Source organism: Streptomyces mayteni (genome assembly GCF_054783955.1).
Genome location: NZ_BAAGPR010000020.1, coordinates 52,931 through 79,167, shown reverse-complemented (window position 1 = coordinate 79,167; position 26,237 = coordinate 52,931). Strand labels below are relative to the sequence as shown.

The window sequence follows — 26,237 nt, the reverse complement described above, 5'->3', positions numbered from 1 at the left end:
CGCATAGGGTCGGGTACGGCACGCGGCACAGGTACAAGGGGTTGGCATGACGGCACCGGTGAACTTCACCCTCGTTCAACTCCGCTACTTCCTGGTCGCCGCCGAGCGCGGTTCGATGACCGAGGCGTCCTCGGAACTCCATATCGCGCAGTCCGCGGTGTCCGCGGCCATCCACAACCTGGAGCGCGATCTGCGTCTCCAGCTGTTCATCCGCCACCGGGGACGTGGCCTGACCCTGACGCCCGCCGGAGAGCGGCTCCAACTGCAGGCGCGGGAGCTGCTGGCCCGCGCGCGCGAGATCGAACGAGAGGCCAGGGGCGACGGCGAGACCATCTCCGGGCCGGTGGCCATCGGCTGTTTCGTCACCCTGGCCCCGTACTACCTGCCGCCCCTGTTCAGCGCGTGCACCGAGCGCTACCCGGACATCGAGATCGAGGTGGTCGAAGCGGAGACGGACCAACTCGTCCAGGCGCTGACCACGGGGCGCATCGACTTCGCCGTCACCTACGACCTCGGCCTGACCGCCGAACTGCGCAGCGAGACGATCGCCCGCGCCCCGGCGTACGTCATCGTTCCCGCAGATCACCCACTGGCCGACCGGAGCGCGGTGGAACTGGCGGAGCTCTCCACGGAACCTCTCGTCCTGCTCGACCTGCCCCACAGCCGTGACTACTTCCGGGCACTGGTGGCCGCCACCGGCACCGCGCCTGACGTGCGCTACCGCAGTCAGAGCTACGAGACGGTGCGCTCCCTGGTGGCCCGGGGACTCGGCTACTCGGTGTTGAACCAGCGCCCGGCGACCGGCCAGACCTACGGCGGCGGCGAGATCGCGGAACTGGAGCTGCGGGACGGCAACCCGCTGGAGGTCAAACTGGCCTCCATGAAGGGCATGACCCAGACGGCCCGGGCAAAAGCGGTCATGGCAGTGTTGCGGGAGATCGCCGGCGGCACGACGGACTGAGCCGGGAGCCGGGCCTCGGCAGCCCGCCCCGACCGGGGATGACGCGGCCGCGCGGGCCCGGCGAACGGTGTGTCGGGCCGAGGATCCGGCGACGCCACCCACATCTGCTGAACAGATGACTTTCATCGAAAAAGTCTGCTTGATCGATTTTCGGCAGACGCTTTCAATGTGGCGAACAAGTTCGACGTTCTGACGAACAAACGCCAAACCCACCGTTCCGGCACCAGGAGAATCCGATGGGGCACAAGAAACGAGGTGTGGCGGCCGCCGCGCTCATGGCGCTGATGCTCATCCTGGCCGGATGCACGTCCGGCGGAGCGAACCGCGCGGGGGACACCTCATCGCTGACCCTGGGGACAGTGGTGGACATCCCCTCCTACGACCCGGCTGAACTGCGGTTCGACGGCGAGTACCCCCAGCTGTGGTCCCCCGTGTACGACACCCTGCTGCTGCGCCTGCCGGACAGCTCCCTCGCGCCGAACCTCGCCACCGAGTGGTCGTACAACTCCGACAACACCGTCCTGTCGCTGACCCTGCGGGACGGGGTGACCTTCTCGGACGGCACCGCGTTCGACGCCGACGCGGTGGCCGCCAACATCGACCACTTCCGGGCCGGCACCGGCCACGACAACTACCTCGCCAACGCCATCGCCGACGTCGACGCGCTCGACAGCCGCCACGTGGACATCCAGCTCGACAAGCCCGACCCCACCCTGCTCAACAGCCTCAGCGGCTCCCTCGGCGCCATGGCCTCACCCACCGCCCTCGGCACGGCGTCCCTCGCGACCGAACCGGTCGGATCCGGCCCCTACCTGCTGAACCGCACGCGCACGGTGCGCGGCGACCGCTACGTCTTCACCCGCAATCCCGACCACTGGAACGCCCGGGCATGGGCGTACGACCGGATCGAGATACGGGTCCTGTCCGACGTGAACGCCCGGCTCAACGCGCTCACCACGGGACAGATCGACGGCGCCCGCCTGAACCTCGACGTGATGGACTACGCCGAGCGCAGCGGCGTCACCACGCACCCCAACCAGGTGGACTGGCTCGGCCTGGCCATCCTGGACCGAGAGGGCCAGGTCGCACCGGCGCTCGCGGACGTCCGGGTCCGGCAGGCGATCAACCTCGTCTTCGACCGGCAGGGCATGCTCGACGCGCTCGGCCTCGGACAGGGATCCGTCAGCGAACAGATCGTCGGACGCGACAGCCCGGCCTACGATCCCGACCTGGACGACGCCTACGGATACGACGTCGAGCGGGCACGCGACCTGATGGCGGAAGCCGGCTGGGGCGAGGGCTTCCGCGTCCCGATGATGGACTACTCCCGCTACCGCACCTACCAGCCCTTCGTGGAACAGGCGCTGGCCTCGATCAACATTCGCGTCGACTGGCGCTCCATGCCCGACGACGCGGCCATCGACGCCCAGTTCAGCGGAGAGTTCCCCATCCTCATCCTGGGACAGCAGGCACCGACGTCGGCCTGGGACGGACTCGGTATCGCCTACGACAACGCGCTCAACGTCTTCGAGAGCTCCGACCCCGAGTTCAGCCGGCTCATGGAGACCGCGCGCGTCTCCAGCGGACCGACGCAGACGGAGGCGCTGCGCGAGGCGAACGCCTGGCTCGTCGAGAACGCCTGGTTCGCACCCTGGTACCACCCCGACCTGATCTATGCCACGGCCTCCGACACGACGGTCCGGCCCGAGCCGGGCGTCGCGGGACCTCCGCTGCGCTCCTACGCCCCGGCGCGATGAGACCCCGTCTCCCCGCCGGCCATCCGAACGGAGGACCCGACCTGTGATCCGCTACTTCTGCAGGCGCCTGGCTTTCGGCGTCGCCCTGCTCGCGCTCGTCACGAGCACCACGTTCTTCGTCGTCTTCGGCAGCAGCGACACCGTCGTCCGCTCGCTCGTCGGCGAGCAGGCCACCGAGCGGCAGATGGCCGAGCGCACCGCCGAACTCGGACTCGACCGGCCGGTCTGGGAACAGTTCGGCGACTGGGTGGCCCACGCCGTCACCGGCGACCTCGGCCGGTCGTACTTCACCTCGGAACCCGTCACCGAGGCGATCGGCAACCGGCTGCCGGTCACCCTCGCCCTGATGATCTGCTCGATCCTGGTACTGGCCGCGGCGAGCGCCGTCCTGGGCGTGCTGGCCGCCGTCCGCCGAGGCGGCGTGGTGGACAGGGCGCTCCAGATCCTCACCGAGGCCCTGAGCGCGATCCCGAAGTTCTGGCTCGCCCTCATGCTCGTGATCGCGCTGGCCATCGACCTGCGGCTGTTCCCGGCCACCGGCTACACCCCGATCGGCGACGGCATCGGCGCGTGGGCGCTCGGACTCGTCCTGCCGACCACGGCCATCGTGCTCGGCGAACTCCGGATCACCTCGATGGTGCGGGGCGCGGTCTCCGACGAACTGGACAAGCCCTATGTGCGCACCCTGCGCTCGCGAGGACTCTCCGAACCCGAGGTGCTCTTCCGGCATGTGCTGCGCAACGCGGCCCCGCCGTGGCTGTCGCTGCTCTCGATGAAGGTCGTGGCACTGCTGGGCGGCATCGTCGTCATCGAGAAGGTCTTCGCCCTGCCCGGCATCGGATCGCTGGCGACCAGCGCGGCGATCAGCGGGGACATCCCGGTCCTCATGGGGGTGGTCGTCATCACCGTCGCCGTCATCTTCGTCGTGTACCTGGTCTTCGACCTGGTGCAGGCGTGGCTCAACCCGAAGGTCCGTCTCTCATGAGCATGAGCATCGAAGCCCCCGCGGCCACCACCGGGCACTCCCGCCCGGGCGCCGCCCGCCGTTTCCTGACCAATCCGCTCGGCGTCGCCAGTGCGGTACTGCTGCTCGCCGTCATCGTCATGAGCGTGCTGGCTCCCTGGATCGCCCCGCACGATCCGACGACGCCCTCGCTCGCCCAGGTCAACTCCACCCCGAACGGGGACTACCTGCTCGGCGGCGACAGCGCCGGCCGTGACGTGCTCAGCCGGCTGATCTGGGGAGGCCGGGCGACCCTGGCCGGCGCCTTCGTGGTCGTCGTGGTCGCCGCCGTCGTCGGCATCGTGACCGGCCTGCTCGCCGCCTACCTCGGCCGCTGGACGGACGGCGCGCTGACCTGGGTCTCCGAAGCCCTGCTCGCGACCCCGAGCCTGATCGTCCTGATCGCCCTCTACGGCGCCATCGGACCCAATGTGCCGGTCTCGATGACCGTGTTCGGCATCCTCATCTCACCGTTCCTCTACCGCCTGGTACGCGCCCTGGCGATCGAGGTGAAGAACGAGGCGTACGTGGAGGCCGCCCAGGTCTCCGGAGTACCGCCGCTGCGGATCGTGTTCCGGCACATCCTCGTGGCCATCCGCGGCCCGATCATCGTCATGCTCGCCGACATCACGGCCACCGCCGTCGGCATCCAGGCCAGCCTCGAGTTCCTCGGTCTCGGCAGCGTCAACTCGGTGACCTGGGGCGCCATGATCCAGGACGCCTTCGTCGCGATCTTCCGGACTCCGCTCAGCGTCCTGTGGCCCGGCCTGCTCCTCACCATCACCGTCGGATCCTTCGCGCTGCTCGGCAACGCCGTGCGCGACGCGCTCGTGCCCGGCGCACCGGCCCCCGGGAAGAAGCGCCCCCGGGCCGCGGCCGCGCTGACCGCCCCCGCCGCCTCCTTCTCTGTCGGCGAGCGCACCGTCGAGCCGTCCGCCGACGCGCTGCTCGACGTCTCCGGCCTCACCGTCGCCTACCCCGCGCAGAGCACGACGCGCACCGTCGTCCACGGGGTGTCGTTCTCCGTCCGGCGCGGCGAGGCGCTGGGTCTCGTCGGGGAATCCGGATCCGGCAAGAGCCAGTGCGTCTTCTCCGTCCTCGGACTGCTTCCGCCCCAGGCCGTCGTCCACGCCGACCACATCGCCTTCGACGGGCAGCGGCAGACACCTGACATGCTCGCGCGGCTGCGGGGGCGGCGCATCGCGTACGTACCGCAGGAGCCGATGAGCAACCTCGACCCGATGTGCACCATCGGCTCCCAACTGGTCACCCCCATGCGGCGGCTGCTGGGACTGAACCGCCAGCAGGCCAGGGAGCGGGCACGGGAACTGCTGACCCGGGTCGGCATCCGGGAACCCGAGCGGGTCCTCGGCCTGTACCCGCACCAGATATCGGGCGGCATGGCGCAACGCGTGCTCATCGCCGGCGCGGTCTCCACCGAACCGGACCTGATCGTCGCCGACGAGCCGACGACCGCGCTCGACGTCACCGTTCAGGCGGACATCCTGGACCTGCTGCGCGACCTGCAGAGCGAACGGAACACGGGGCTGCTGCTGGTCACCCACAACTTCGGCGTCGTCGCCGACATCTGCGACCGGGTCGCCGTCATGCGGGACGGAGCCGTGGTGGAGGAAGCCGACGCCGACACCCTGTTCGCCGCGCCGCGACACGAGTACACCCGACAGCTGCTCGACGCCTCACTCGACGACGTCCGGCCGCGCCACTACGTGAGTTCGGCGCCGAACTCGGAAGGAGCACGCCCGTGAACGCGTTGCGGGACAGCGGTCCGGCGGGTGACCACCCGCTCCTGGACGTCCGCGGAGCGAGCGTCGAGTACCGGGTACGCGGGAAGAGGCGCCACCGTACCCGCGTGCTCGACGAGGTGTCGCTCAACGTCCGGCCCGGCGAGACCGTCGGCCTGGTGGGCGAGTCCGGCTCCGGCAAGTCCACCCTCGGAAGGGCCATCCTGGGCCTTGCCCCCCTCGCCGGCGGCGAGATCCGGCTCGACGGCCGAGTGATCAGCGGCCTGACCGGAGCCGCCAGGCGCCGGCTGGCCGGCGACCTGCAAGTGGTGTTCCAGGACCCACAGGGCTCGCTCAACCCCGCCATGACGGTCCGCGACATCATCCTGGAGCCCGTCGTCGCCGCCGGGAAACCACCCGCCGAAGCCGAACGGGAACTGCGCACCCTGCTGGACCAGGTGCGCCTGCCGGCCGACGCACTCGACCGCTATCCGGCGGAGTTCAGCGGCGGACAGCGCCAGCGCGTCGCCATCGCCCGGGCACTCGTCCGCAGGCCCAAGCTGATCGTCTGCGACGAGATCGTCAGCGCGCTGGACCTCTCCACCCAGGCACGCATCCTCGACCTGCTGGTGGAGATCCAGGAGGAGACCGGTGTGGCACTGCTGTTCACCTCGCACGACCTGAGCGTGATCCGCGCCATCTCCCATCGGGTCGCCGTGCTGTTCCGCGGCCGGCTGTTGGAGTTCGGCGACGTGCGCGACGTGACCGGCGAGCCACGCGATCCGTACACCCGCCGCCTGCTCATGGCCGCCCCGGTCGCCGACCCGCGACGCCAGCGCGAACGCCGGGCCGCCTACCGCGCCGAGTTCCCGCTCGCCACGGCGGGCCGGTGACCCCGTCCCCGCCGGACGGCACCCGATACACAGGAGACCTCGAAGTGCAGCCCGAGAACCAGCCCCTACCGGCCCCCGACGAGCGGCTCGCCGACCTCACCGACGACGAGAAGATCCAGCTCGTCTCGGGCAACGGCATGTGGCGTACGCACGCCGTCCCGCGCGCCGGCGCGGCCTCGGTCGTCATGGCCGACGGCCCCAACGGACTGCGCTTCTCCAGGGAACAGGCCGCGAACGAACCCGGCGCCGGAGCCGACTTCGCCGACTTCATCAGCCTGGTCACGCGGCGCGGCCAGGCGGCGTCCGACCAGCGCGGCCCCGAGCCCGCGACCTGCTTCCCGACCGCCTCGGCGGTGGGTACCTCCTGGGACCCGGGCCTGGCGACCGAACTGGGCAACGCCTTCGCCGCCGAGTGCCGCTCGTTCGGCGTCGGAGTTCTGCTCGGCCCCGGCATGAACATTCGCCGGACGCCGCTCGCGGGCCGGACATCGGAGTACTTCTCCGAGGACCCCCTGCTCACCGGCGTCCTGGCCGCCGCCGTGACCCGAGGGCTCCAGGAGCGGGGTGTCGGGGCCTGCGTCAAACACTTCGCCGCCAACAACTCCGAGATCGAGCGCACCTCGATGGACTCCGTGATCGACGAGCGCGCCCTGCGCGACATCTACCTGCGCGCCTTCGAACACGTGGTGCGCGAGGCGGCACCGTGGTCGGTGATGAGCTCCTACAACCGGCTCAACGGCCTCCAGGCGGCCCAGCACCCGTGGCTGCTCACCCAGGTGCTGCGGGAGGAGTGGGGCTTCGAAGGGCTGGTCGTGTCGGACTGGCACGGCATCACCGACCGGCCCGCGTCCGTACTCGCCGGCAACGACCTCGACATGCCGGAGAGCGCGCAGCGCGTCGCGCGGCTGCGCGCGGCCGTCGCGGCCGGGACGGTGCCCGCGGACGCACTCGACCGGTCCGCCGGCCGGGTGCTGCGACTGGCGGACCTGGTCGGCGCCCACGCCGGCGAGCCGGTGCCGTTCGACACCGACGCCCACCACGCACTCGCCCGGCGTATCGCCCGCGCCGGCACCGTACTGCTGGCCAACAACGGCACGCTTCCCCTGAACAAGGACACCACCACGGACCTGCTCGTCCTCGGCGCGGGAGCGACCGAGCCCGTCATCCAGGGCTTCGGCAGCGCCCGCATGGTGCCGACCAGCGTGGACGTCCCGCTCACCGAGATCGCACAGCGCGCCGGCGGAGCAGTCCGCCACGTCACGGGTGTCCCGGCCGGCGAGCACACCCCGGCGGAGCGCGAGGCCGCGCTGCGCGAGGCGACGGCGGCAGCGGCACGGTGCGGGGTCGCGATCGTGTTCGCCCACACCCGGCAGAACTCCGACGGCGAGAACGCGGACCGCGCCGACCTCGCGCTGGAGGCGGGCTACGACGAACTCATCGCGGCGGTCGCGGCGGTCGCACCGCGCACCGTCGTCGTCCTCACCGTCCCGGACGCCGTCACCATGCCCTGGCTGTCCGACGTCGACGCGGTCCTCGTCCCGTTCTACGCCGGGCAGGCGATGGGCTCGGCGGTGGCGTCGCTGCTCTTCGGCGAACACTCGCCTGCCGGCAAACTCACGACGACCTTCCCGCAGCGCCTCTCCGACGTCCCGGCGTTCCTCGGCTACCCCGGCGAGGGCGGACGGCACGTCTACGCCGAGGGCGCCCTCGTCGGCTATCGCGGCTACGACGCACAGGACATCACTCCCCTGTTCCCCTTCGGCTTCGGACTGTCGTACACCTCCTTCGCCCTGTCGGAGGTCACCGTCGACAGGGACACCGTCTCCGACGGGGAAACGGTCGCGGTGTCCCTCACGGTTCGCAACACGGGGGCCCGCACCGGCGCGGAGGTCGTACAGGTCTACGCGCGGCCGGAGCGCCCCAGGGTGCGGTCGGGCCCGCGGGAACTCGTGGGATTCGCCCGCGTCGAGCTGTCCCCGGGCGAGGAGCGCACGATCACCATCTCCGTCGCGGCCGACGACCTGGCCCACTGGGACGTCACCCGGGCCCGCCGAGTGCTGGACGACGGCCCCGTGCACCTCCTGGTCGGTACGTCGTCGCGGGATCTGCCGCACGACGTGACCGTGACGGTGCACACCGACGTGCCCCGGTGGAAGCCGCTGCGCAGGGAGACCGCCCCCGCCGCCGCGCTGGCCAACCCCCACGCGCGCCGGGCCGTGGCCGCGCTGCTCGCCGAACACCTCGACGTCGACGACGCGACGGCCGACGAGTTGCTGCGGGAGTGCCGGCGCTCCTTCGTGAACGTCTTCGACACCGTGGCGAACCGGTTCCGGCTGGTACTGGACGAAGCGGGGATCACCCGCGTCATCAACGCGGTCGCGGTCGAGGAGGCAGACCAGGCCGGCTGATCGACCCGGTGCCGTCCGTGTCTGGCAATTCGGCTCCCGGCTGCCCTCGGGCCCTTCCCGTCCGGGAGGGGAGCGGGTGCCGTTACGGCTGTTCCCACCGTTCCTGCCGGCCGCGTCGTGTTTGTCGTAGCCGAGGTGATCAGTCATCCCGCCCTCGAGCGCGGACTCCGGCAGCCGCCTGGTCAGCTGCTGGAGCGGCCCGCCCTCACCGGTCAATCTCAGCCCCTCAGCCCGGGTGCGGTCACTGGTGTGGCTCTCCCCGTTGGCGTTGGCCGCCGTCCCGAACGTGCTCGCGCTCAGGCCAGGAGGTCGATGAGGTGCTCGCCGAGCGGGGTGAGTTGGATGCGGACTTCGCGGCCATGGCGTAAGCGATGGAGGAGTCCGGTGGTTTCGAGATGGACGCAGTGGTAGGTGGCGGTAGCGGGCGTGACGTGGAGGTGACTGGCGAGTTCCCTCATGGTGGGGCGGGTGGGAGCGATGCGGAGAACGGCGGCGCGGAGGGGGCCGATGAGGAGGCGGAGGGGGTCCCGGTATGGCTCCGTCGCGGAACCGCTCGACGTGAGCAGACGGTCGAGAGTGGGGAGTGGATAGCCGATCCACACGAAATCAGGGCGGTCGAAGGCGAACAGGGAGGCGCCCGGGCCCGAGACGAGGGGTACCAACGTCAGGCGGCGGTCGCCAAGGTGGAAGTCCTGCGCCTGGGGGTCGGGCAGGTGGAGTGTGTCAAGGGTGTAGCGATATCGGGGGCTGAGGCAGGCCAGGACAGTGTCGAGGCGTTCGTACATGGCTGCCACGGCGATCCGTTCGGTCTCTCGTTGGATGAGGGGGTGCGCGCGGCGCCAAAGGGGCTCGATCTCGCGCCATAAAATCTGCATCAGGCGGGCGTGCGCGGTGATCCAGCGACGGGGGCGGTGGATGACGGGTCGCCACTGGATGGGCACGCCGGTGGTGAAGTCGGTTTCGAGTTCTGCCAGGAGCGTTTCACCTGGTAGATCTCCGAGACGTTCGAGGTAGCTGGCGGCGTCGCCTTGGAGCATGCCCGCAGTGGGCGTGAGGCAGTCGGGGATCACGGAGAACGCCGGGCTGAACAGCGGCCGTAGAACCTCTTCGGTACCGGGCGGCGCGGCTGAGGCCAGAAGACGTTGCCACGCGCGTGGGATTTTGTGGGGGCGGTTGCCGAAGGTGCCGGCGACCAGGGAGAGGAGGCTCGCTGCGGGGTGGGGGATGACGGTGACCCGGAGGGCGTCTGTGGGCCCGAGGTGGAGGGCGGAGTAGCCCATCGTGCGTCCTTGGTGCGTCTGTTGTGGGTGGGGTGTCGCTCGCCTGTCACACCACATTTTGGAAGTTTTCTAAGTGATTGCCGCCGGCACCGCAACGCGTGCACGCTCTCTCCATGGTGGCAACACAGGGGAATATGCCGGGTGCTTACTGCCGCGGTAATGGCCTCGCCCGGCGCGGGTGGCCGCACCAAAAGGATGGGCCTGGCGGAGTCGACCGATCGGGCGAGGCGGTCGGCGGATGGGCGAGGCTGTGGTGCCCGGCCACGGCATCGGTGCAGAGGCAACGCACGCCGCGGGTGACGCGACCAGCCCGATCGGCGTGGCCCTGTCGACCCCGCCCGACACCGTTGTCCTCCGCGCCGGCCAACCGCGGGCATATCCATCACTGGGCTCGACGCCCGTAATCGCGTCAGATCCCACTTCTCAAGCAATCGACGTTAGATCAGGGGGAATCGTGAGTGATCCCGTCTTCGCTCACGCGGACAGGCTGTTCGCGTTGCTCGGCAGGCTTGTGTGCCGGCCGGCAAAAGGTGAGTTGCCGAGGGAGGTGCCGGATCGGGACGGCATTCCCGTTCTGAGTCTGGTGGGTGATCAACAGGCGGGGCTTGCCGACCAGATCGGAAAGGCGCTTAGCGGTGCTGATCCTCGGCACGTGCCGCATGAGTTCGTCGACATCGATCAAATGTGGACCACGCTTATCACGGAACGCAGAGATCTGACACTGGACTGGCGGCGTGCCGAGCTCTGTAGGAGGATGCTCGTTGACCTCGCCAAAGAGTTCTCTTCCGCACGTTACGGCCGGGACCAGCCACGCTTTCGGAGATTTGGCCTGGTCAACTGGCTCCTGGAAATGACGTACGAAAACCCGGAGCCGAACTCGCGGCACGCTCAGGACGTGTTGCGCCGACTTCGAGGCAGGGAGATCGAGCGCCGGAGAATATTCGGCTTCATGCGTAGCCCTGCTACCGAGGTGTCGCTGCAAGGGCAAGTACCCTGGTGGGCTTACCTTTTCGGGCTCCACGTGCTGCCGCTGCTATGGTTCCGAGCCTGGCGTGCGCTTGGGAGCGAATACAGGTGGTTGCTGCGTCAGCCTTACATGGCACCCGCCGATCCCGGCACTTTTGAGGGCTTCGCGCTGCGACTCACCCAACCGCGGTGGGGCCGTGAGGACCCGGGGCAGGTCATCAAGTTGATGATCAACGCGTTCCTGGAAGACTTGCGGGTGGCTTATCGACGTCGCCCATGGCGTCGGCGTGCGTACCGGCGCGTGGCCTATTGCGTGGCCTACCTGAAAGGTGTGAACGCCAGCAACAACGGTTGGGCGCTGGTTCGTTCGCTGGTGGAGGTGCGCAATGAGACGGGAGCGTTCGACCCGCTGCTCCTGGTGACCAGCTCTCGCGAGAATGAGCATCACCATGAGCGGGTCCGTGACCTGACGGGTGATCTCGGGCTCTACGAGGCGTGGTGCGAGCACCTGCGAAGCGCGGGGCGCAGCCGTGAAGCCGACTTCTGGTACCTGCCGGTGAGGGTGCGACCCCCGCTGGAGTCCCCAGGGCCTGATCGCGATGAGCAGTGGGAGCGGACGTCGGCCGCCCGCCGCATCGTCGTGGGGAATCCTCCCTTCTGGGCTAGGCGCCGTGCCACGGTTGGCGCGGCGATCCTCGCCCTGGTACTCCTCGCCGGAGGTGGCGCCTCCGCGATCAGTGCCGAACAAGAGTGGCGGGAACGGCATTGCGGGTTGAGCCGTTCCCATCCGGACGCGAGGACGTTGGTACGGCAGACGGGGGGCGAGTGCTTCGGCGTCGCGCCACACGGGTACGCCTTCGGCGCCACCGACGAGCGGCTGGTGGAGACGCTGCAGACCATAGCCAGCCAGAACGACGAGGCCGACCGGGCACACCGGGTCGCCCCGACACGCCCCGTGGTGACCCTCATATACCTGTCGGCTTTGCTCGGCAGCGTCGCCGGTGACGACTCCGACACGGTGTCGTACGTGCGAGAGCAACTCCAGGGGGCGGCGGTCGCCCAGCGGCGACAACTCGACGAGGGCGCGAACAACCCCCTGCTGCGCATCTTCCCGGCCAGCGCCGGTGCCGGCATGGAGTTCGGAGAAGAGGCCGCGCGCATCATAGGCGAGATGACGCGCAGTGACCCGACCATCGTCGGAGTCGTCGGACTTGACCAGAGCCGCAGCGCCACGATCGACACGATAAACGCGCTTACTCGTGTCGGACTTCCCATGGTCGCCACGACGCTGTCCGCTGACAGCCTGCACGAGGAGTCGCCGCTCTATTACCAGGTTTCGCCGCAAAACCGGCGCGAGGCCGCAGTGGCCGCCGCCTATGCCGCCGAGCTTGCCGATCATGGTCCTCTGCGGGAGCGGAGTGTGCGCATTCTGTACTCCGCCGATACCTCGGACCAGTACAGCAGCACGCTGTGGGCCGACGCCGTCGAGGCGTTCCGCAGTTTCGACTTCGAGGTGGAGAGCCAGGCGTTCGAGCCGACCGTAACAGGCCCGGGGACGTCTGAGCCGGGTCCAAGGACCGTCGGCGAAGCCACCTGTGGCCATCAGGGACTGGTCTTCTTCGCAGGCCGCTCCGAGGACTTCGCTTCGGTCCTGAGCGGAGCCAACTACGCCTGCGGTTCGACCCCACCCCGGTTCCTCGCTGGCGATGACGTGGCTCGCCTGGCGGCTGACGTGGACCGGCGCGACGATTTCCTCAGGGTTCCTTACGAGTTTCTGGACTTCACCATGGGCTCGGCATCCTGCGACACTCCCGGCAGCGATCTCTACGGCACGATGGCGACGTTGTTCCGCGACGCGTGCGAGGAAGCCGAGAACACCTCCCTGGCCGGAGACGCGGCCCTTGCCTTCGACGCGGTCAGCGTGTACCTCAAGGCCGTCGACCAACTCCTGGAGCGGGCTGATGGGATGCCGCTCACCGCTGCTGCCGTCTGGCAGGCCATAAGCCGCATCCACGGGGGCGCCGCGCTTGACGGAGAGAGCGGCTTCGTCGACTTCGGAGGTGAGGTGGGTCGACAGATCCCTCTCGACAAGCTCATCTCCATACAACGCGTGGACGGACGCGTGGATCAGAACGCCCCGGTCACTCGCGTGGCCTTCTGCGGGCGTGTGGGAAGTGAAGTCGAGGAAGCATGGTGCCCGGAACCCGAGGCTGGCTGAGTCCAGGCGTGTGACCGACGTATGAGACGGACGCCGACCGCCATCCGACTATGCCTCTCGCGCGGTGCGAGCGCTGAGAGCTCGGCTTCGGGCCCGTCAGCGAGGGCTCGGGGCGGCCATGTGTCCGAGGCCGTCAGCTGAGGCGGTCGTCGTGTTCCAGGCAGGAGGTCGCCCTGCCGGTCCCACACGGTACTCACCTGCCGGATCCCAGTGTTCGGAACGCGGCATTTGAGTGTCGGCCTTCGGTGGCCGTCCCCCGTCGAACCGCCTTTGGTGGCCCGCGTCGGAGGGGCGGCGTGGTGCCAAGTGGGCGGCCTCGTTCCTCGGTTCGGGCTCCGGTGACGACTTCCGTCCGGGAGGGCGTCATGGCCCCGGGTGCCCTTCCCGGCTGACCGGTGGTCACCGTACTGGTGGCCTCCTGCCAGGGCGACTGGCCGCGCGAAGGCGAATCGTCGATCGCCCGCCGCCCCCGCGTCGTACGGCCGAGCGACCGCCGTCGCTGCCGGCGCGGACGACGCCGGGGCGCGCCGCGCCTGGCGGATCGCGCCGGCCTCGCCCGTTCCAAGTCTGTTTCGCAACTGTAAAAAATTCGGTCTCATGCTGATTGGTTCAATCAGAAAAAGCTAATGTCTCGATCAGTTCAGCTTTCAGGAGACCGAAGGAGGGCGGTGTGCCGATGCGTGACCCTGTCGAGGGGCTGCTGGCCGAGTACGGCATACGGGATGTTCTCGCCGTGACGGCGACGGCATCCGAGGTCGACCGCACCTGGCTGGTCGAGACCCCGCGTGGCGGTCTCGTCGTCAAGCGGTCGCCTCACGGGAGCGGCGCGCCGCGCACGCAGGCGGGGCTGCTGGCGCTCGCGGCCCGAGACGCGAGCCTGCCGCTGCCGCGCCTGCTCACCAGTGCCGTCACCGGCACCGCGCTCAGCGCCGACGGCACCGCCTACGTGACGACGCGCTGTCCTGGCCGCCCGCTCGACGAGGCGACCGTCACCGAGGGCCTGGCCGCCGCGCTCGCCCGACTCCAGGCCGCGCTCCTGGGCGCGCTCGCCGACGCCGACGCGGAGGCGCTCGGCGTCCCCGATGTCAACGCGTGGTCGCTCGACGCCGTCGTCGACTACGAGCCGCTCGTCGGCGCGCACGCCCCCGCCGGCACGGCGGGTTTCCTGCGCGGGGTGATCGACGCCTATCGCGCGACGGTCGCGCCGGTGCGCGACCGGCTGCCGGTCCAGGTCATCCATGCCGACGTCAACCTCTCCAACGTCCTTGTCTCGGACGACGGCCGGGTGACCGGGCTCTTCGACTTCGGAGACGCCGTCCGGGCGCCGCGCGTCTACGACGTGGCGGTCACGGCCTGCTATCTCGCGCTCGCCCTTGGCGCGCTCGACCACCCGGTCGTCCGCGGCTACCTCGATCAGGCCGCCCGCCGGTGCCGGCTGCACGCCCTCGAGGTCTCGCTCCTGCGCACCCTCGTGCTGTGCCGGCTGGTGATCGTGATCCTGCTGAGCCGCGAGTCCGCACGACGCTCACCCGACCGGGCCGCCTACGTGCTCCGCTACGACCACCTCGCGGAACGACTGCTCGCGCGAGTCGCCGACGTGGACACGCTCCAGGGGAAGGAAACGATCTCGTGACGGCGACATCCAGCGAGGTCGAAGCGGCGGGAAGCGCCTCCGCCGGCAGTCAGATGATCAACCGGTTCGATCCCGGCGCGGCGCACACCCTGTCCGAGGCCGACCAACGGCTGCTGGCGCGCCGGCGGGCGACGCTCGGCGACATCTATCCCCTGTTCTACGACAAGCCCGTGCACGTGGTGCGCGGCAGCGGAGCGTGGCTGGTCGACGCGGACGGCGTGCGATACCTCGACGCGTACAACAACGTGCCCGCCGTGGGGCACGGAAACCCGCGCGTCGCCGAGGCCGTCCACGCGCAGCTCACCCGGATGAACACGCACACGCGCTATCTGCAGGACGGAGTCGTCGAGTTCGCCGAGCGGTTCCTCGCCACCCACCCAAGCCATCTCGACCACGTCATCTTCACGAACTCCGGGTCCGAGGCCAACGATCTGGCGCTCACCATCGCGAAGTGGCGCACCGGGAAAGAGGGCGTCATCGTCACGCGGATGGCGTACCACGGCACCACGAGCCTGCTCGCCGGCGTCTCGCCCGAGAACGGCCCCGGCATGCCGGTCGCGCCGTTCGTGCGCGTCGTCGACCCGCCGGACACCTTCCGGTACGGGGACGCGGCGGGGGCGATGTTCGCGGCGGCCGTGGGTGAGGCGATCGACGGGCTCACCGCGAACGGTCTCGGGGTCGCCGCGTTGCTGATCGACACGATCATGTCGACCGACGGCATCTTCCCCGGTCCGCGCGGCATGCTCACCGAGGCGTTCCGTGCCGTCCAGTCCGCCGGCGGTCTGGTGATCGCCGACGAGGTGCAGCCGGGAATGGCGCGCATCGGCGAGGCGATGTGGGGCTTCCAACGTCACACGGATCAGGTCGACCTGGTGACCTCGGGCAAGCCCCTGGCGGGCGGCCTGCCGATCGGCAGCCTCGTGCTCCCCGCCGAGCTGTCCGACGGATACGCCGCCGGCCACCGCTACTTCAACACCTTCGGCGGCAACCCCGCCTCCATCGCGGCGGCTGGTGCCGTGCTCGACGAGGTGCAGGAGCGCGACCTCATGCGGGGCGCGCTCGAGGTCGGTGCCGCGCTGCGGCGGTCGATCGCCGAGGCGAGCGCCACGAGCCCGTACGTCGCCGACGTCCGCGGTGTCGGCCTGTTCATCGGCGTCGAGATGGTGGACCGCGAGGGCCGGCCGTCACGTGACGTCGCCCGGCGCGTGGTCAACGGCCTCCGCGACCGCAACGTGCTCATCTCGGCGGTCGGCCGCCTGGGGCAGGTGCTCAAGGTCCGCCCCCCGCTGGTCTTCACGCACGAGGACGCGACCGCGTTCCTGACGGCCTACCGGGCCGTGCTCGACGAACTCGACCAGGAGGGATCCGCCCATGGGTGACGAGGTGCTCACCATCTCCGACGTGGGGAAGCGCTTCGGCGCCGTGACCGCCCTGCGGGACGTGAACCTCACGGTGCGAGCCGGCGAGATCGTCGCGCTGCTCGGTGACAACGGCGCCGGCAAGTCGACGCTGATGAACGTCATCTGCGGATCGAACGCCGCCGACACCGGGGTCGTCGCCGTGCAGGGCGAGCCGTTGACCTCGCTCGCCGACGCCAGGCGCCTCGGCGTGGGCGTCGTCTACCAGGACCTGGCGCTCGCGCCGCACCTGAGCCTCGCCGAGAACCTGTTCCTCGGCCACGAGGTGGTCCGCGGGTTCGGACCGTTCCGCGTGCTGGACCGGGCGAGGATGCGCGATGACGCCAGGGCCGCGATCGAGCGCCTCGGCATATCCACGCTCCGCGACGTGCGGCTCCCGGTGGCGAGGCTGTCCGGCGGTCAACGCCAGGTGCTGGCGGTCGCCCGAGCGATGAAGTGGGCGAGGCGCCTCATCCTGCTCGACGAGCCGACGGCCGCGCTCGGCCCCAAGCAGGTCGGCATCGTGCTCGACTCGATCAGGAAGGCGGCGGATCACGGCCTCGGCGTCATCCTCGTCTCGCACGACATCCCGAGCGTGCTCAAGCTGGCGGACCGGATCGTGATCCTCCGCCACGGGACGATCGCCAAGGACGTTCCTCCCGCCGGCCTGTCCGTCTCCGACGTCGTCACCGTCATGGTGGGGGAGGAGTGACCATGTCCCAGACCTCGACCGTCGCCGCACGCCCGCGACGCATCGCCGTACCGCACCGACTGACCTCGGTGCTCGCCAACCGCGCCGCGCAGATCATCGCCGTCGAGATCCTGGTGATCGCCGTCTTCCAGGCGCTCTCGCCGAACGGCGCGTTCCTCAGCGAGGCGAACGTCAGGGGCATGGCGCTGACCGCGTCCCAGGTCCTGCTGCTCGCGGTCGGCCAGGCCGTTCTGATGTCCGCCGGGCACATCGACATCTCCCAGGGCGCCGCCGTCATCCTCACCTCCGTGTTCGCGGGCAACGCGATGGTGTCGATGGGGGAGAGCCTGCCGCTGCCCGCGGTACTCCTGCTCGGAGCAGTGGTCAGTGTGGGGGCGGGCGCGGTCATCGGGGCGATCAACGGCGTACTCGTCGGCGTGGTCGGCGTCAACGCGCTGGTGGCCACGCTCGGCATGCTCTCCATCGCGACCGGGGTCGCGCAGGTGGTCACCGACGGCGTCAACCTGACCGGCATGCCGGGCGAACTGCAGACCTCCTTCGGCGCGGTCAACCTCGGCCCGCTCCCCATGCCGATGATCGTGAGCCTGGTCGTGATCGCGATCATCTGGGCCCGCTACCGGTTCTCGCCCTGGGGCACCCACACGCTCGCGATGGGCTCCAACCCGCTCGCCGCCCGACGCGTGGGCATCTCGACGCTGCGCAACACGATCGCGATCTTCGTGTTGTCCTCGGCACTCGCCGGCCTCGCCGGCTACCTCGACCTCGCCCGGTATTCGACGACGAACATCTCGGGCCACCTCAACGACTCGATGGCGGCCATCGCCGCGGCACTCATCGGCGGCACTGCCCTGACGGGCGGGCGCATCAGCTTCCTCGGGGCGGTCGTCGGCGCGTTCCTGGCGATCATCCTCCAGTCGGGCCTGGTGATCATCAACCTCTCACCCTTCTACCAGACGATCGCGGTCGGAACCATGCTCCTGATCGCCGTCAGCCTGGACCACAGCGCGCGCAAGAGCGCCCCGGGCAGCGGATGACTCCGCCGCCACTCCCAGCCTCCCGCACGGCCACGCCCATATGAACCAGCACAGCCATATGAACCAGCACAGGGAGAAGAGATGAAGCACAACAAGCGGGCCTCCGCGGAGCGGACGCTCGGTGCCGGCGTGGCCGTGGCCATGACGGTGCTGCTCGCCGGATGCTCGACCAGTGACCCCGCCCCGGCGTCCGGCGGCGGCAACGGCGAAGGCGACCACACGGTCGCCATGGTCACGCCCGAGGCCACCGGAGAGTTCTACGGCGCGATGTACTGCGGCGCACAGGCCGCGGCCGACGAACAGGGCGTGACCCTGAACATCCAGGGCACCCCAGGCACCACGGTGGAGGAGGAGATGCAGGTGCTGCAGTCGGTGCTCGCCACCGACCCGGACGGCCTGCTGCTCACGGTGTGGGACAACACGGCGTTCAACCAGACCATGAGCTCCTTCACCGACGCGGGCAAGCCGCTCGTGATGCCCGACTCGTTCCTCTCGAACGACGCGTACGTCCAGAGCATCCGCACCGACAGCTACCAGTCGTCGTACGACGCCGCCGTCCGGGCCGTCGAGGACTTCGACGTGGCCTCGGGCAAGGTCCTCATCGTCACCGACGCGCCGGGCAACGCCATCCAGTCCGCTCGCGCCGAGGGATTCCGCGACGCGATCCAGGACGAGACCGACCTCGAGGTGCTGGAGATCCAGTACGTCGGAGGCGACTCCGCCGAGGCCTCGCAGGCCGTCTCGTCCAGCCTCGCGGCCAACCCGGACCTGTCGCTGGTGTTCTCGACGAACATCGGCGCCGGGACGGGAGCCGCGAACGGCGTCCGGACCGCCGGCGGTGACGACGTCGTGCACATCGGGTACGACACCTCTTCCCCACAGGTCGAGGAGTTGCGCGACGGCGACTACGACGGGCTCATCGCGCAGAGCCCCTATGCCATGGGCTTCGACTCGATGACGCTGATCTCGCAGATCCTGAAGGGCGAGGTCGAGGCCGACAACATCACGGAGAAGACCGAGTTCGCACCGTGGGAGCTCGTGACCGCCGACAACGTCGACAGCGACGAGATCGCTCCGTACCTCTACACCGCCGACTGCGGCTGAGCAGCGGGCGCCTGGTCCCCGGCGGCGACGGGCAGCCGCCGCCGAGGACCAGGACACACCCGTCCGACACCCGGGTCCAGCCGACCTGGTACCCGACTCTGGAGCACGAAGCACCGACATGAACGCCCACGCCACCGCGAAGGACCCTTCGACGATCCCCGTCGCCGTCGCGCGGAAGTCGCTCGCCTCGGGGACGACGAGATCGCTCGCGCTCGCCCACCACGCGCTGCGTCGCGTCGCGGCCCTCGACCGAAGTGGCCCGCGGCTCGGTGCGATACCGGTGCTCGATCCCGCCCTGTACGACGAGGCCGCGCGACGCGACCGCGAGCGCGCCGACGACCGCGTCCGAAGTCCCCTGCACGGGGTCCCCTTCAGCGTCAAGGACAGCTTCGCGGTGCGCGGCCTCACCGCGGCGGCGGGCTCCCCGGCCTTCGCCGGCCTCCTCGCCGACCGTGACGCCGTGGTCGTCGAGCGACTCCGCGCGGCGGGCGCACTGCTGATCGGCAAGACGAACATGCCGCCGATGGCGATCGGCGGCGGTCAGGCCGGCCTCTACGGCCGCACCCGCAGCCCGTACAACCCCGACTTCCTCGCCGCGGCCTGGCATTCCGGCTCCTCGATCGGTTCCGCGGTCTCGGTCGCCGCGGGCTTCTGCTCCTTCGGCATCGGTGAGGAGACGGTGTCGTCGGGACGGTCCCCGGCCTCCAACAACGCGCTCGTCGCCTACACACCGTCCTGGGGCGTCGTCCCCAGCGCCGGAAACTGGCCGCTCCACCCCTTCCGAGACGTGGTGGTGCCGCACACCCTCGACGTCTCCGACCTCCTCGACGTGCTCGCCGTGATCGCCGGCCCGGACGACCGCGACGTGTGGCACCGGCAGAGCGCGATCGACGTGTCCTCGGCCGCTCGGGTCGCCGCCGACATCGCCGCCCTCACCACTGCCGACGGCGACCTGCGCGGGCTACGCGTCGGCGTGCCGCGGCTCTACGTGGGCGAGGGATACGACGACGTCGCCCCGATTCCGCCGCGCGCCTCGATCCGCGCGCTCTGGGACGGTGCCGAGCGCGCGCTCGCCGACGCCGGCGCCACGGTCGTGCGGGTGCCGTTCCCCCTGGTCGAGGCATACGAGTCCCGCTCGGCGCGGCGGCGAGACCTGGTGGCGAGCGGCTACCTCCCAGCGGACTGGACCGCCTACGAACTCGGCCCGCTCATGACCGCGGCCTGGGCGGGGTTCCTCGAGGACTACTGCGGCGGCGCGGTCGCGTTGCGCGACATCGCGCCGGGCAGCATCCGCCCTGACGTGCCGTACTCGGTCGACGCGATCGAGAGCGGGCGGCCGCGCCCAGGGCAGGACGTCTTCGACTTCGGCGCGATCCTCCGCGCCGAGCCGGTGCCGCTGGCCGAGGCGATCGCACACGCCACACCGGCGCTCACCGGTCTGGCCGCCGCGCGGGAGCGGCTCTTCCACGCGTGGATGGACGAGGCAGGGCTCGATGTGCTCGCGTTCCCGGCCAACGCGGACATCGGCCCCTGGGACGCCGAGTCCAACCCCGACTCGGCACGACTCGCCTGGGCCGACGGCGCCGTGTTCTCGCACATGAACCATGTGATGCGTCGAGTCGGCCTGCCCAGCGTGACGGTGCCGATGGGGCGGACCGCCGACCTCGGCATGCCGGTGGGGCTCACGCTGTGCGGACGCGCCTACGCGGACGTCGATCTGCTGCGGTGGGCCGCGGCGGTCGAACGCGCGCTCCCGCCACGCCCCGTCGCCCCGTTGCCCGCGGTCGAACCGCTCGGACTCCTCCGGCCCGACGACGCCGCGCCCACGGGGCGCAGCGCGCCGATCACGATCGCCGCCCGTGCCGAGATCGCGCCCAGCGGCGCCGTCGACGTCGCCGCGACCGCGCGTGCGGGCACCGCCCCGGTGCTGGTCGAGATCGACGGCCGCCGGGTCGAGGCGGCACCGGAGGACCTGGTCGAGGTCAGCCTCGACCAGGCACGGCGGAGGGTGCACGGCGACACCTCCGTACTCGTGCTCGCGAGCACCCTCGGGGCCGACGGGCTGACGTCGGCCGCCGCCTTTGCCGAGGTGCCCTTCCGGTGGCCGGCCGCCGAACCCCCCTTCGCCGCACCGATATCCCCGACCGTCCGCGCCGACGCGCAGACAAGGAGAACCGAATGACCACGACCGCGACGCCGATCCACTGGTGGACCGCCACCCGCCTCCGCGACGCCATCGCGTCGGGCGAGCTCAGCGCGGTCGAGGTCATGACCGCGTTCCTCGACCGGATGGACGCGACCGACGAAGCCGTCAACGTCATGGTGTTCCGGCTCCCACGCGACCAGTGCCTGGCGCTCGCGGCGGAGGCCGATCGCGCCCGCGACTCCGGGGAGCCGCTCGGACCGCTGCACGGCCTGCCCATCGCCATCAAGGACCTCGTCGACGTCGCCGGGATGCCGACGTCGAGAGGCTCCCGTGCCTTCGCCGACCGCGGCCCGATGCCGAGCGACGCTCCGCACGTGGCGAAGCTGCGCGCCGCGGGCGCCCTGCTCGTCGGCAAGACGAACGCGCCCGAGTTCGGCGTCGGCACGGTGACCTGGAACGACGTGTTCGGCATCACGCGCAACCCGTTCGACCTGAGCCGGCACGCCGGCGGGTCGACCGGCGGCACCGCGGCGGTCGCGGCCGGCATGCTGCCGTTCTGCGACGGGTCAGACTCCGGCGGCAGCCTGCGCTATCCCGCCTCGTTCTGCAACGTGGTCGGGCTCCGCACCACCCCGGGGCTCGTGCCCGCGGTCGCCGGCGGCGGATCCTGGTCGCCGCACTCGGTGAACGGACCCGTCGCGCGTACCTGCCGCGACGCCGCACTGCTGCTCGCCGGCATGACCGGCGAGGACCCACTCAGCCCGCTCTCGGTCGGCGCGGCGCCGACGAAGGAACTGGGCGAGCCGCGAACCGCGCCGCTCCGACTGGCCTGGAGCCCCGACCTCGGCGGACTCCCCATCTCGGACGAGGTCAAGGCGGTGTTCGCCGACACCCGCGCCCGGCTCGAGTCGGCCGGCGTCGAGATCGTCGACGTCGACATCGACTTCACCGGCGTCGGCCGCGCCTGGGAGGTGATCGAGCTGACCGGATGGTTCTCGCTGCTCGGCCGCGACCCGATCGACCATCCCGAGAAGTACCGCGACGACTTCGTCCGCAACGTCAGCGAGGCGTCCGCCTTCTCCACGACCGAGCTCGTCGAGGCCGAGGACCGCCGCTATCGACTGTTCGTCGAGTTCGCCGAACTCCTCGCCGACGTCGACGGCTTCGTCTGTCCCGGCGCACCCGTGGTGGCGCCGCCCGCCGAGGACAAGTGGGTCGCGCGGATCGGCGACGCGACGTTCGACCGCTACTTCCTCTGGCAACGGCTCGCCTGCGCTCTCGTGGTGACGCAGCATCCCGTGCTCGCGCTGCCCGCCGGGTTCTCGGACGGGCTGCCCGTCGGCCTGCAGATCGTCGGCCGATACGGCCGCGACGTCGAGCTGCTGGCGATCGGCGAACAACTCGAGACGATCCTCGGCGTCAGCGACGTACACCCCGAACTTCGAGCGCTGAACTCTGAGAGAACCGAGCACCGCGCGAATCCCTAGGGTGTGCCCCACGCATCATGACCGCCACAGAGAGGTGAACGTCCATGGCCGGCAAGCGCCAACGACGCCTGCAGCGCATCATCGAGTTGCTCGAGCAGCACGGCAGAGTCGAGACCGCCGCCCTGAGCCAGGAGCTCGAGGTGACGGAGCTGACGATCCGTCGCGACATCGAGCAGCTCGACGCCGAAGGCATCGTCAGGCGCGTCTACGGCGGGGCGGTGCTGAACGCCGGGCGGAGCTTCGAACCACCGTTCGCGATGCGGCTCAACACGAACGTCGAGGGCAAGAAGGCCATCGCCAGCGCGATCGTCGACCTCATCCCGCGCGGCGCCAACGTGGCGATCGATTTCGGCACCAAGGCCTACTACATCGCGCTCGAGATGCGGCGGCGGCACCTCCAGGTGCTCGCCGCGCCGACCAGCGTGCAGGTTCTCGAAGTGCTCGGGCAGGACCCCGACATCCGGGTGATGGTGCCGGGCGGTGACCTCAAGCCAGCCGAGCTGAGCCTGCACGGATCGGCGGCCGAGCAGTTCTTCCGAGCGCGCCGCTGGGACGTCGCGATCGTCGGTGTCGCCGGCATAAACGTCGAGACCAACGTGATGACCGACTACAACGAGGGCGACGCCCGGCTCAAGGCCGCCATGGTCACGGCGGCCGACCGCGTCGTCGTGCTCGCCGAGAGCCGGCACCTCGGCGCGCAGTCCTTCTCCCCGGTCAGCTCGCTCGACGCGGTTACCACGGTCGTGACGGACGCGCGCGGCGGGCACGAGACGCTGACGGCCCTCGAGGGCAGGGGCATCGAGGTCGTCAGAGCGCACGACGCGCGCTGAGCGACGACACCGGAGACAGACGGGAGCGACGAACATGGGACCGAGCGTCGAGCGCGTGCGACGCGCCTATCGACGACTTGCCGAGGTCGAGCGGCCGGAGGTGTGGATCTCCCTACGCGACCAGGCGGACGCCGAGCGAGAGGCCGAACTCCTCGACGCCCGCGCGGCGGCGGGGGAGACGCCGCCACTGCACGGCGTCGTGCTCGCCGTGAAGGACAACATCGACGTCGCCGGCCTGCCCACGACCGGCGCGTTCCCCGGCGCCTCCCGTCCGGCCGAGGCGGACGCCACCGCCGTGTCACGACTCCGCGCGGCCGGCGCGGTCGTGATCGGCAAGACGAACCTCGACCAGTTCGCCACCGGTCTCGTCGGCACCCGCAGCCCGTACGGAGCGGTGCGCAACGCGCGGCGTCCCGAGTTGATCTCCGGCGGATCGAGCTCCGGTTCGGCGGTGGCCGTGGCGCTCGGCGTCGTCGACATCGCCCTCGGCACGGACACCGCGGGCTCCGGTCGCGTCCCCGCGGCGCTCAACGGCATCGTCGGCATCAAACCGACCCTCGGACTCGTCTCGGCCACGGGCATGATGCCCGCCTGCCGCCCGTACGACACGATCACCGTGTTCGCTCAGGAACTGTCCACCGCGGTCCGCGCGGCGCGCACCATGACCGGTCCCGACGCCACCGATCCCCTCTCCCGCGACTGGCCGCCGGACGTCCGGCTCGCCGGCTCGCCACGTCCCGTGCTCGGCGTCCCGACCGACGACGATCTCGCCTCGCTCGAACCGTTCGCGCTCGCGGCCTGGCGGGACGCCCTCGACCGGCTCGCCGAGCACGCCGAACTCCGCCCCGTCAAGATAGCGCCGCTGCTGGGCGCGGCGAGACTGCTCTACGAGGGCGCCATCGTCGCGGGGCGGTTCCACGCGGCCGGGGAACACGTCGAGCGTGCGTCCGGCGACGCCGCCGCCGGCCTCGATCCGACGGTCGCCGGCATCGTGCGCGGCGCCCGGGACGTCGCCGGCTGGGAGTACGTACGCGACCGGGCGGAACTCGACCGCGTCGCGGTGCTCGCCCGTGAGCTGCTCGCCGGGTGCGAGTGCCTCGTGGTGCCGACGGCCCCCGCGCATCCGACGATCGCCGCCGTACGGGCGGACCCCGTCGCGCTCAACGCGCGCATGGGAACCTTCACGAACTTCGTCAACCTGCTCGACATGTCCGCGGCCTCGGTGCCGGCGGCGTCGACGGACCACGGCGAGTTCGGCGTCACCTTCATCGCCAGGGCCTTCGACGACCAGCTCGCGGTCGACGCCGCCGCCCGGTTCCTCGGTGTCCCGGCGGAGCCGTACGCCGAAACGTGGCCGCACGTCGCAGTGTTCGGCGCGCACCTGCGGGGACAACCGCTCAACGGCGAACTCGTGGCGCTCGGGGCGAGGTTCGCCCGGGACGTCCTGACTGCCGACGAATACCGGCTCTACGCGCTCGACACCACACCACAGAAGCCAGGTCTCGTCCGGGTGGGCGCCGGCGGGTCGGCCATCGCGGGCGAGCTCTGGTCGATCTCACCGGCCGGCCTCGGCGCGTTCCTGGGCACGCTGCCCCCGCCCATGACGCTCGGCTCGGTCACCCTGGCCGACGGAGAGAACGTCGTCGGGTTCGGCTGCGAGCCACGGGCACTCGGGGGCGCCGAGGACATCACCGGCTTCGGCGGATGGCGCGCCTACCGCGAATCGCTCGGTACCGTCTGACGCGTCGCGCCGCCGACGGGATACCGGTGCGGGTCCCGAAGACCGTTGCGGTGTGGTGTGTGAGCAGTTCGGGCCCGGCCGCTGGATGGTCCGAGCCATCCACGGGACCGGGCCGTACCTGCGCGCTGGCTGGCCGTCCCGCACCGCACGACGAAAGGAGAAGAGCCAGGACACGTCGGAGATGAGAAACGCCCGCCTCCGACTGACAGCCGGAGGCGGGCGCCGCCCCCGCAGGCCCTGGAAACGGGTCCTGCGGGGGGAGAGTGTGTCCGAGGTCGGACACGACCACTACGCCCATGCCCTGAGCAGGCAGACGCGGTTTGCCGTGGGGTGAGAGGCGATGAATGGCGTGAGGCACGATCTGGGGCCGGTGAGTGGAAGTCTCGGACGGATGGTGGCATGCCTCGCTGTGAGGGGATCCATTGCCGCGGGTGTCGAGGTGATGCTGGTTTGTGGGGAGTGGTCTTCGTGGAGGGCTGCGCAGGATGGCGGAGGGACGCCTGCCGGAACGTGCGGGTCGCGGTGTTCCTGCTGGACACACGTTTGTGTTGCGGACGGTGACGTCGGTCATGGGGGCGGTGATCGGGTTGACGTTCCTGTTCGGCTTCGGCGACGTGCTCGCGGCGAGCGTGACGACGTTGGCATCGGACGGGACCGAGCCGCTGCTGGCGAGGCACCACGGGAAGGCGGCCTGCGACGTGGTCGGTCCGCTGCTTCTCGTCGGCTGGGTGGAGGCCGGCCGGTAGACGTCGTCTTCCGCGACGACCAGCCCACGGCCTTGAGCCAGGCGTGAGCCCGTCGTCCGCAGGCGCACCCGGCCCAGGCGAGGCGTGCGGCCGACCCGTCCAGTCGTTTTCGCGCGGGGCGCACCAGGCCGGGCGGCGCTTGGACGCCGCGCAGGGTGTGTCGTCCGTCGGCTCGGCGT

The 26,237-nt window shown here is 70.5% G+C and carries 18 protein-coding genes and 1 pseudogene; 17 read left to right on the top strand and 2 right to left on the bottom strand.

The genetic code is table 11. The annotated features are described in order from the left end of the window. Nucleotides 1-46 precede the first annotated feature (46 nt). The 6 genes from ACYVPE_RS12320 (at nt 47) to ACYVPE_RS12295 (ending at nt 8,764) form a co-directional block, all read left to right on the top strand. Nucleotides 47-961: a LysR family transcriptional regulator gene (locus tag ACYVPE_RS12320; protein ID WP_461033550.1), complete on the top strand. Its 915-nt coding sequence runs from the start codon at nt 47-49 to the stop codon at nt 959-961. 236 nt (nt 962-1,197) lie between these two features. After that, entirely contained in the window at nt 1,198-2,718 is a 1,521-nt protein-coding gene (locus ACYVPE_RS12315) for an ABC transporter substrate-binding protein (protein WP_461033549.1), read from the top strand. 43 nt (nt 2,719-2,761) lie between these two features. Then, on the top strand, nt 2,762-3,703 hold the full coding sequence (locus ACYVPE_RS12310; protein ID WP_461033548.1) for an ABC transporter permease: 942 nt from the start codon (nt 2,762-2,764) through the stop codon (nt 3,701-3,703). Beyond that, a complete protein-coding gene (locus tag ACYVPE_RS12305) occupies nt 3,700-5,487 on the top strand; it encodes a dipeptide/oligopeptide/nickel ABC transporter permease/ATP-binding protein (RefSeq protein WP_461033547.1) in 1,788 nt (595 codons plus the stop codon). The genes ACYVPE_RS12310 and ACYVPE_RS12305 overlap by 4 nt, the downstream gene beginning before the upstream one ends. Beyond that, complete coding sequence (locus tag ACYVPE_RS12300; protein ID WP_461033546.1) at nt 5,484-6,356, top strand: ATP-binding cassette domain-containing protein; 873 nt, start codon at nt 5,484-5,486, stop codon at nt 6,354-6,356. Before ACYVPE_RS12305 ends, ACYVPE_RS12300 begins: the two co-directional genes overlap by 4 nt. 44 nt (nt 6,357-6,400) lie before the next feature. After that, nucleotides 6,401-8,764, top strand: coding sequence for a beta-glucosidase (locus tag ACYVPE_RS12295; protein ID WP_461033545.1), 2,364 nt, complete (start codon nt 6,401-6,403; stop codon nt 8,762-8,764). A gap of 78 nt (nt 8,765-8,842) precedes the next feature. On the opposite strand, the pseudogene ACYVPE_RS12290 reads toward ACYVPE_RS12295, so the two are convergent. Continuing rightward, nucleotides 8,843-8,986 (bottom strand): annotated as a pseudogene (locus ACYVPE_RS12290) (IS256 family transposase); the annotation flags it as partial. Between the two features lie 74 nt (nt 8,987-9,060). Next, nucleotides 9,061-10,044 carry a hypothetical protein gene (locus ACYVPE_RS12285; protein ID WP_461033544.1) on the bottom strand — a complete coding sequence of 328 codons (984 nt, stop codon included), beginning with the start codon at nt 10,042-10,044 and terminating at the stop codon, nt 9,061-9,063. A gap of 454 nt (nt 10,045-10,498) precedes the next feature. Here ACYVPE_RS12285 and ACYVPE_RS12280 point away from each other — a divergent pair, with 454 nt between their 5' ends. The 11 genes from ACYVPE_RS12280 to ACYVPE_RS12230 all read left to right on the top strand — a co-directional run bounded on the left by ACYVPE_RS12280 (nt 10,499) and on the right by ACYVPE_RS12230 (nt 26,058). Further along, nucleotides 10,499-13,228: a hypothetical protein gene (locus ACYVPE_RS12280; protein ID WP_461033543.1), complete on the top strand. Its 2,730-nt coding sequence runs from the start codon at nt 10,499-10,501 to the stop codon at nt 13,226-13,228. 676 nt (nt 13,229-13,904) lie between these two features. Continuing rightward, nucleotides 13,905-14,861: a phosphotransferase enzyme family protein gene (locus ACYVPE_RS12275; protein WP_461033542.1), complete on the top strand. Its 957-nt coding sequence runs from the start codon at nt 13,905-13,907 to the stop codon at nt 14,859-14,861. After that, entirely contained in the window at nt 14,858-16,240 is a 1,383-nt protein-coding gene (locus ACYVPE_RS12270; RefSeq protein WP_461033541.1) for an aspartate aminotransferase family protein, read from the top strand. The genes ACYVPE_RS12275 and ACYVPE_RS12270 overlap by 4 nt, the downstream gene beginning before the upstream one ends. Next, nucleotides 16,233-16,970, top strand: a complete 738-nt coding sequence (locus ACYVPE_RS12265) for an ATP-binding cassette domain-containing protein (RefSeq protein ID WP_461033540.1) — start codon at nt 16,233-16,235, stop codon at nt 16,968-16,970. The genes ACYVPE_RS12270 and ACYVPE_RS12265 overlap by 8 nt, the downstream gene beginning before the upstream one ends. A gap of 2 nt (nt 16,971-16,972) precedes the next feature. Continuing rightward, nucleotides 16,973-18,004 carry an ABC transporter permease gene (locus tag ACYVPE_RS12260; RefSeq protein ID WP_461033539.1) on the top strand — a complete coding sequence of 344 codons (1,032 nt, stop codon included), beginning with the start codon at nt 16,973-16,975 and terminating at the stop codon, nt 18,002-18,004. 81 nt (nt 18,005-18,085) lie between these two features. Beyond that, the gene (locus tag ACYVPE_RS12255) at nt 18,086-19,108 is read left to right on the top strand and encodes a substrate-binding domain-containing protein (RefSeq protein WP_461033538.1); all 1,023 of its coding nucleotides are present in this window, start codon (nt 18,086-18,088) and stop codon (nt 19,106-19,108) included. 118 nt (nt 19,109-19,226) lie between these two features. Beyond that, complete coding sequence (locus ACYVPE_RS12250) at nt 19,227-21,290, top strand: amidase family protein (protein ID WP_461033537.1); 2,064 nt, start codon at nt 19,227-19,229, stop codon at nt 21,288-21,290. Continuing rightward, a complete protein-coding gene (locus tag ACYVPE_RS12245; RefSeq protein WP_461033536.1) occupies nt 21,287-22,741 on the top strand; it encodes an amidase in 1,455 nt (484 codons plus the stop codon). Before ACYVPE_RS12250 ends, ACYVPE_RS12245 begins: the two co-directional genes overlap by 4 nt. Nucleotides 22,742-22,785: 44 nt before the next feature. Then, nucleotides 22,786-23,571, top strand: coding sequence for a DeoR/GlpR family DNA-binding transcription regulator (locus ACYVPE_RS12240; RefSeq protein ID WP_461033535.1), 786 nt, complete (start codon nt 22,786-22,788; stop codon nt 23,569-23,571). Nucleotides 23,572-23,605: 34 nt separating this feature from the next. Further along, nucleotides 23,606-25,312, top strand: coding sequence for an allophanate hydrolase (gene atzF, locus ACYVPE_RS12235; protein WP_461033534.1), 1,707 nt, complete (start codon nt 23,606-23,608; stop codon nt 25,310-25,312). Between the two features lie 557 nt (nt 25,313-25,869). Continuing rightward, entirely contained in the window at nt 25,870-26,058 is a 189-nt protein-coding gene (locus tag ACYVPE_RS12230; RefSeq protein ID WP_461033533.1) for a hypothetical protein, read from the top strand. Nucleotides 26,059-26,237 lie beyond the last annotated feature (179 nt).

Bases quoted from the DNA above. Each gene is read 5' to 3' on its own strand.
- ACYVPE_RS12305 (WP_461033547.1), top strand. From the start codon at position 3,700: ATGAGCATGAGCATCGAAGCCCCCGCGGCCACCACCGGGCACTCCCGC.
- ACYVPE_RS12275 (WP_461033542.1), top strand. From the start codon at position 13,905: ATGCGTGACCCTGTCGAGGGGCTGCTGGCCGAGTACGGCATACGGGAT.
- ACYVPE_RS12250 (WP_461033537.1), top strand. From the start codon at position 19,227: ATGAACGCCCACGCCACCGCGAAGGACCCTTCGACGATCCCCGTCGCC.
- atzF (WP_461033534.1), top strand. From the start codon at position 23,606: ATGGGACCGAGCGTCGAGCGCGTGCGACGCGCCTATCGACGACTTGCC.
- ACYVPE_RS12245 (WP_461033536.1), top strand. From the start codon at position 21,287: ATGACCACGACCGCGACGCCGATCCACTGGTGGACCGCCACCCGCCTC.
- ACYVPE_RS12260 (WP_461033539.1), top strand. From the start codon at position 16,973: ATGTCCCAGACCTCGACCGTCGCCGCACGCCCGCGACGCATCGCCGTA.
- ACYVPE_RS12320 (WP_461033550.1), top strand. From the start codon at position 47: ATGACGGCACCGGTGAACTTCACCCTCGTTCAACTCCGCTACTTCCTG.
- ACYVPE_RS12265 (WP_461033540.1), top strand. From the start codon at position 16,233: ATGGGTGACGAGGTGCTCACCATCTCCGACGTGGGGAAGCGCTTCGGC.
- ACYVPE_RS12255 (WP_461033538.1), top strand. From the start codon at position 18,086: ATGAAGCACAACAAGCGGGCCTCCGCGGAGCGGACGCTCGGTGCCGGC.
- ACYVPE_RS12285 (WP_461033544.1), bottom strand. From the start codon at position 10,044: ATGGGCTACTCCGCCCTCCACCTCGGGCCCACAGACGCCCTCCGGGTC.
- ACYVPE_RS12315 (WP_461033549.1), top strand. From the start codon at position 1,198: ATGGGGCACAAGAAACGAGGTGTGGCGGCCGCCGCGCTCATGGCGCTG.
- ACYVPE_RS12240 (WP_461033535.1), top strand. From the start codon at position 22,786: ATGGCCGGCAAGCGCCAACGACGCCTGCAGCGCATCATCGAGTTGCTC.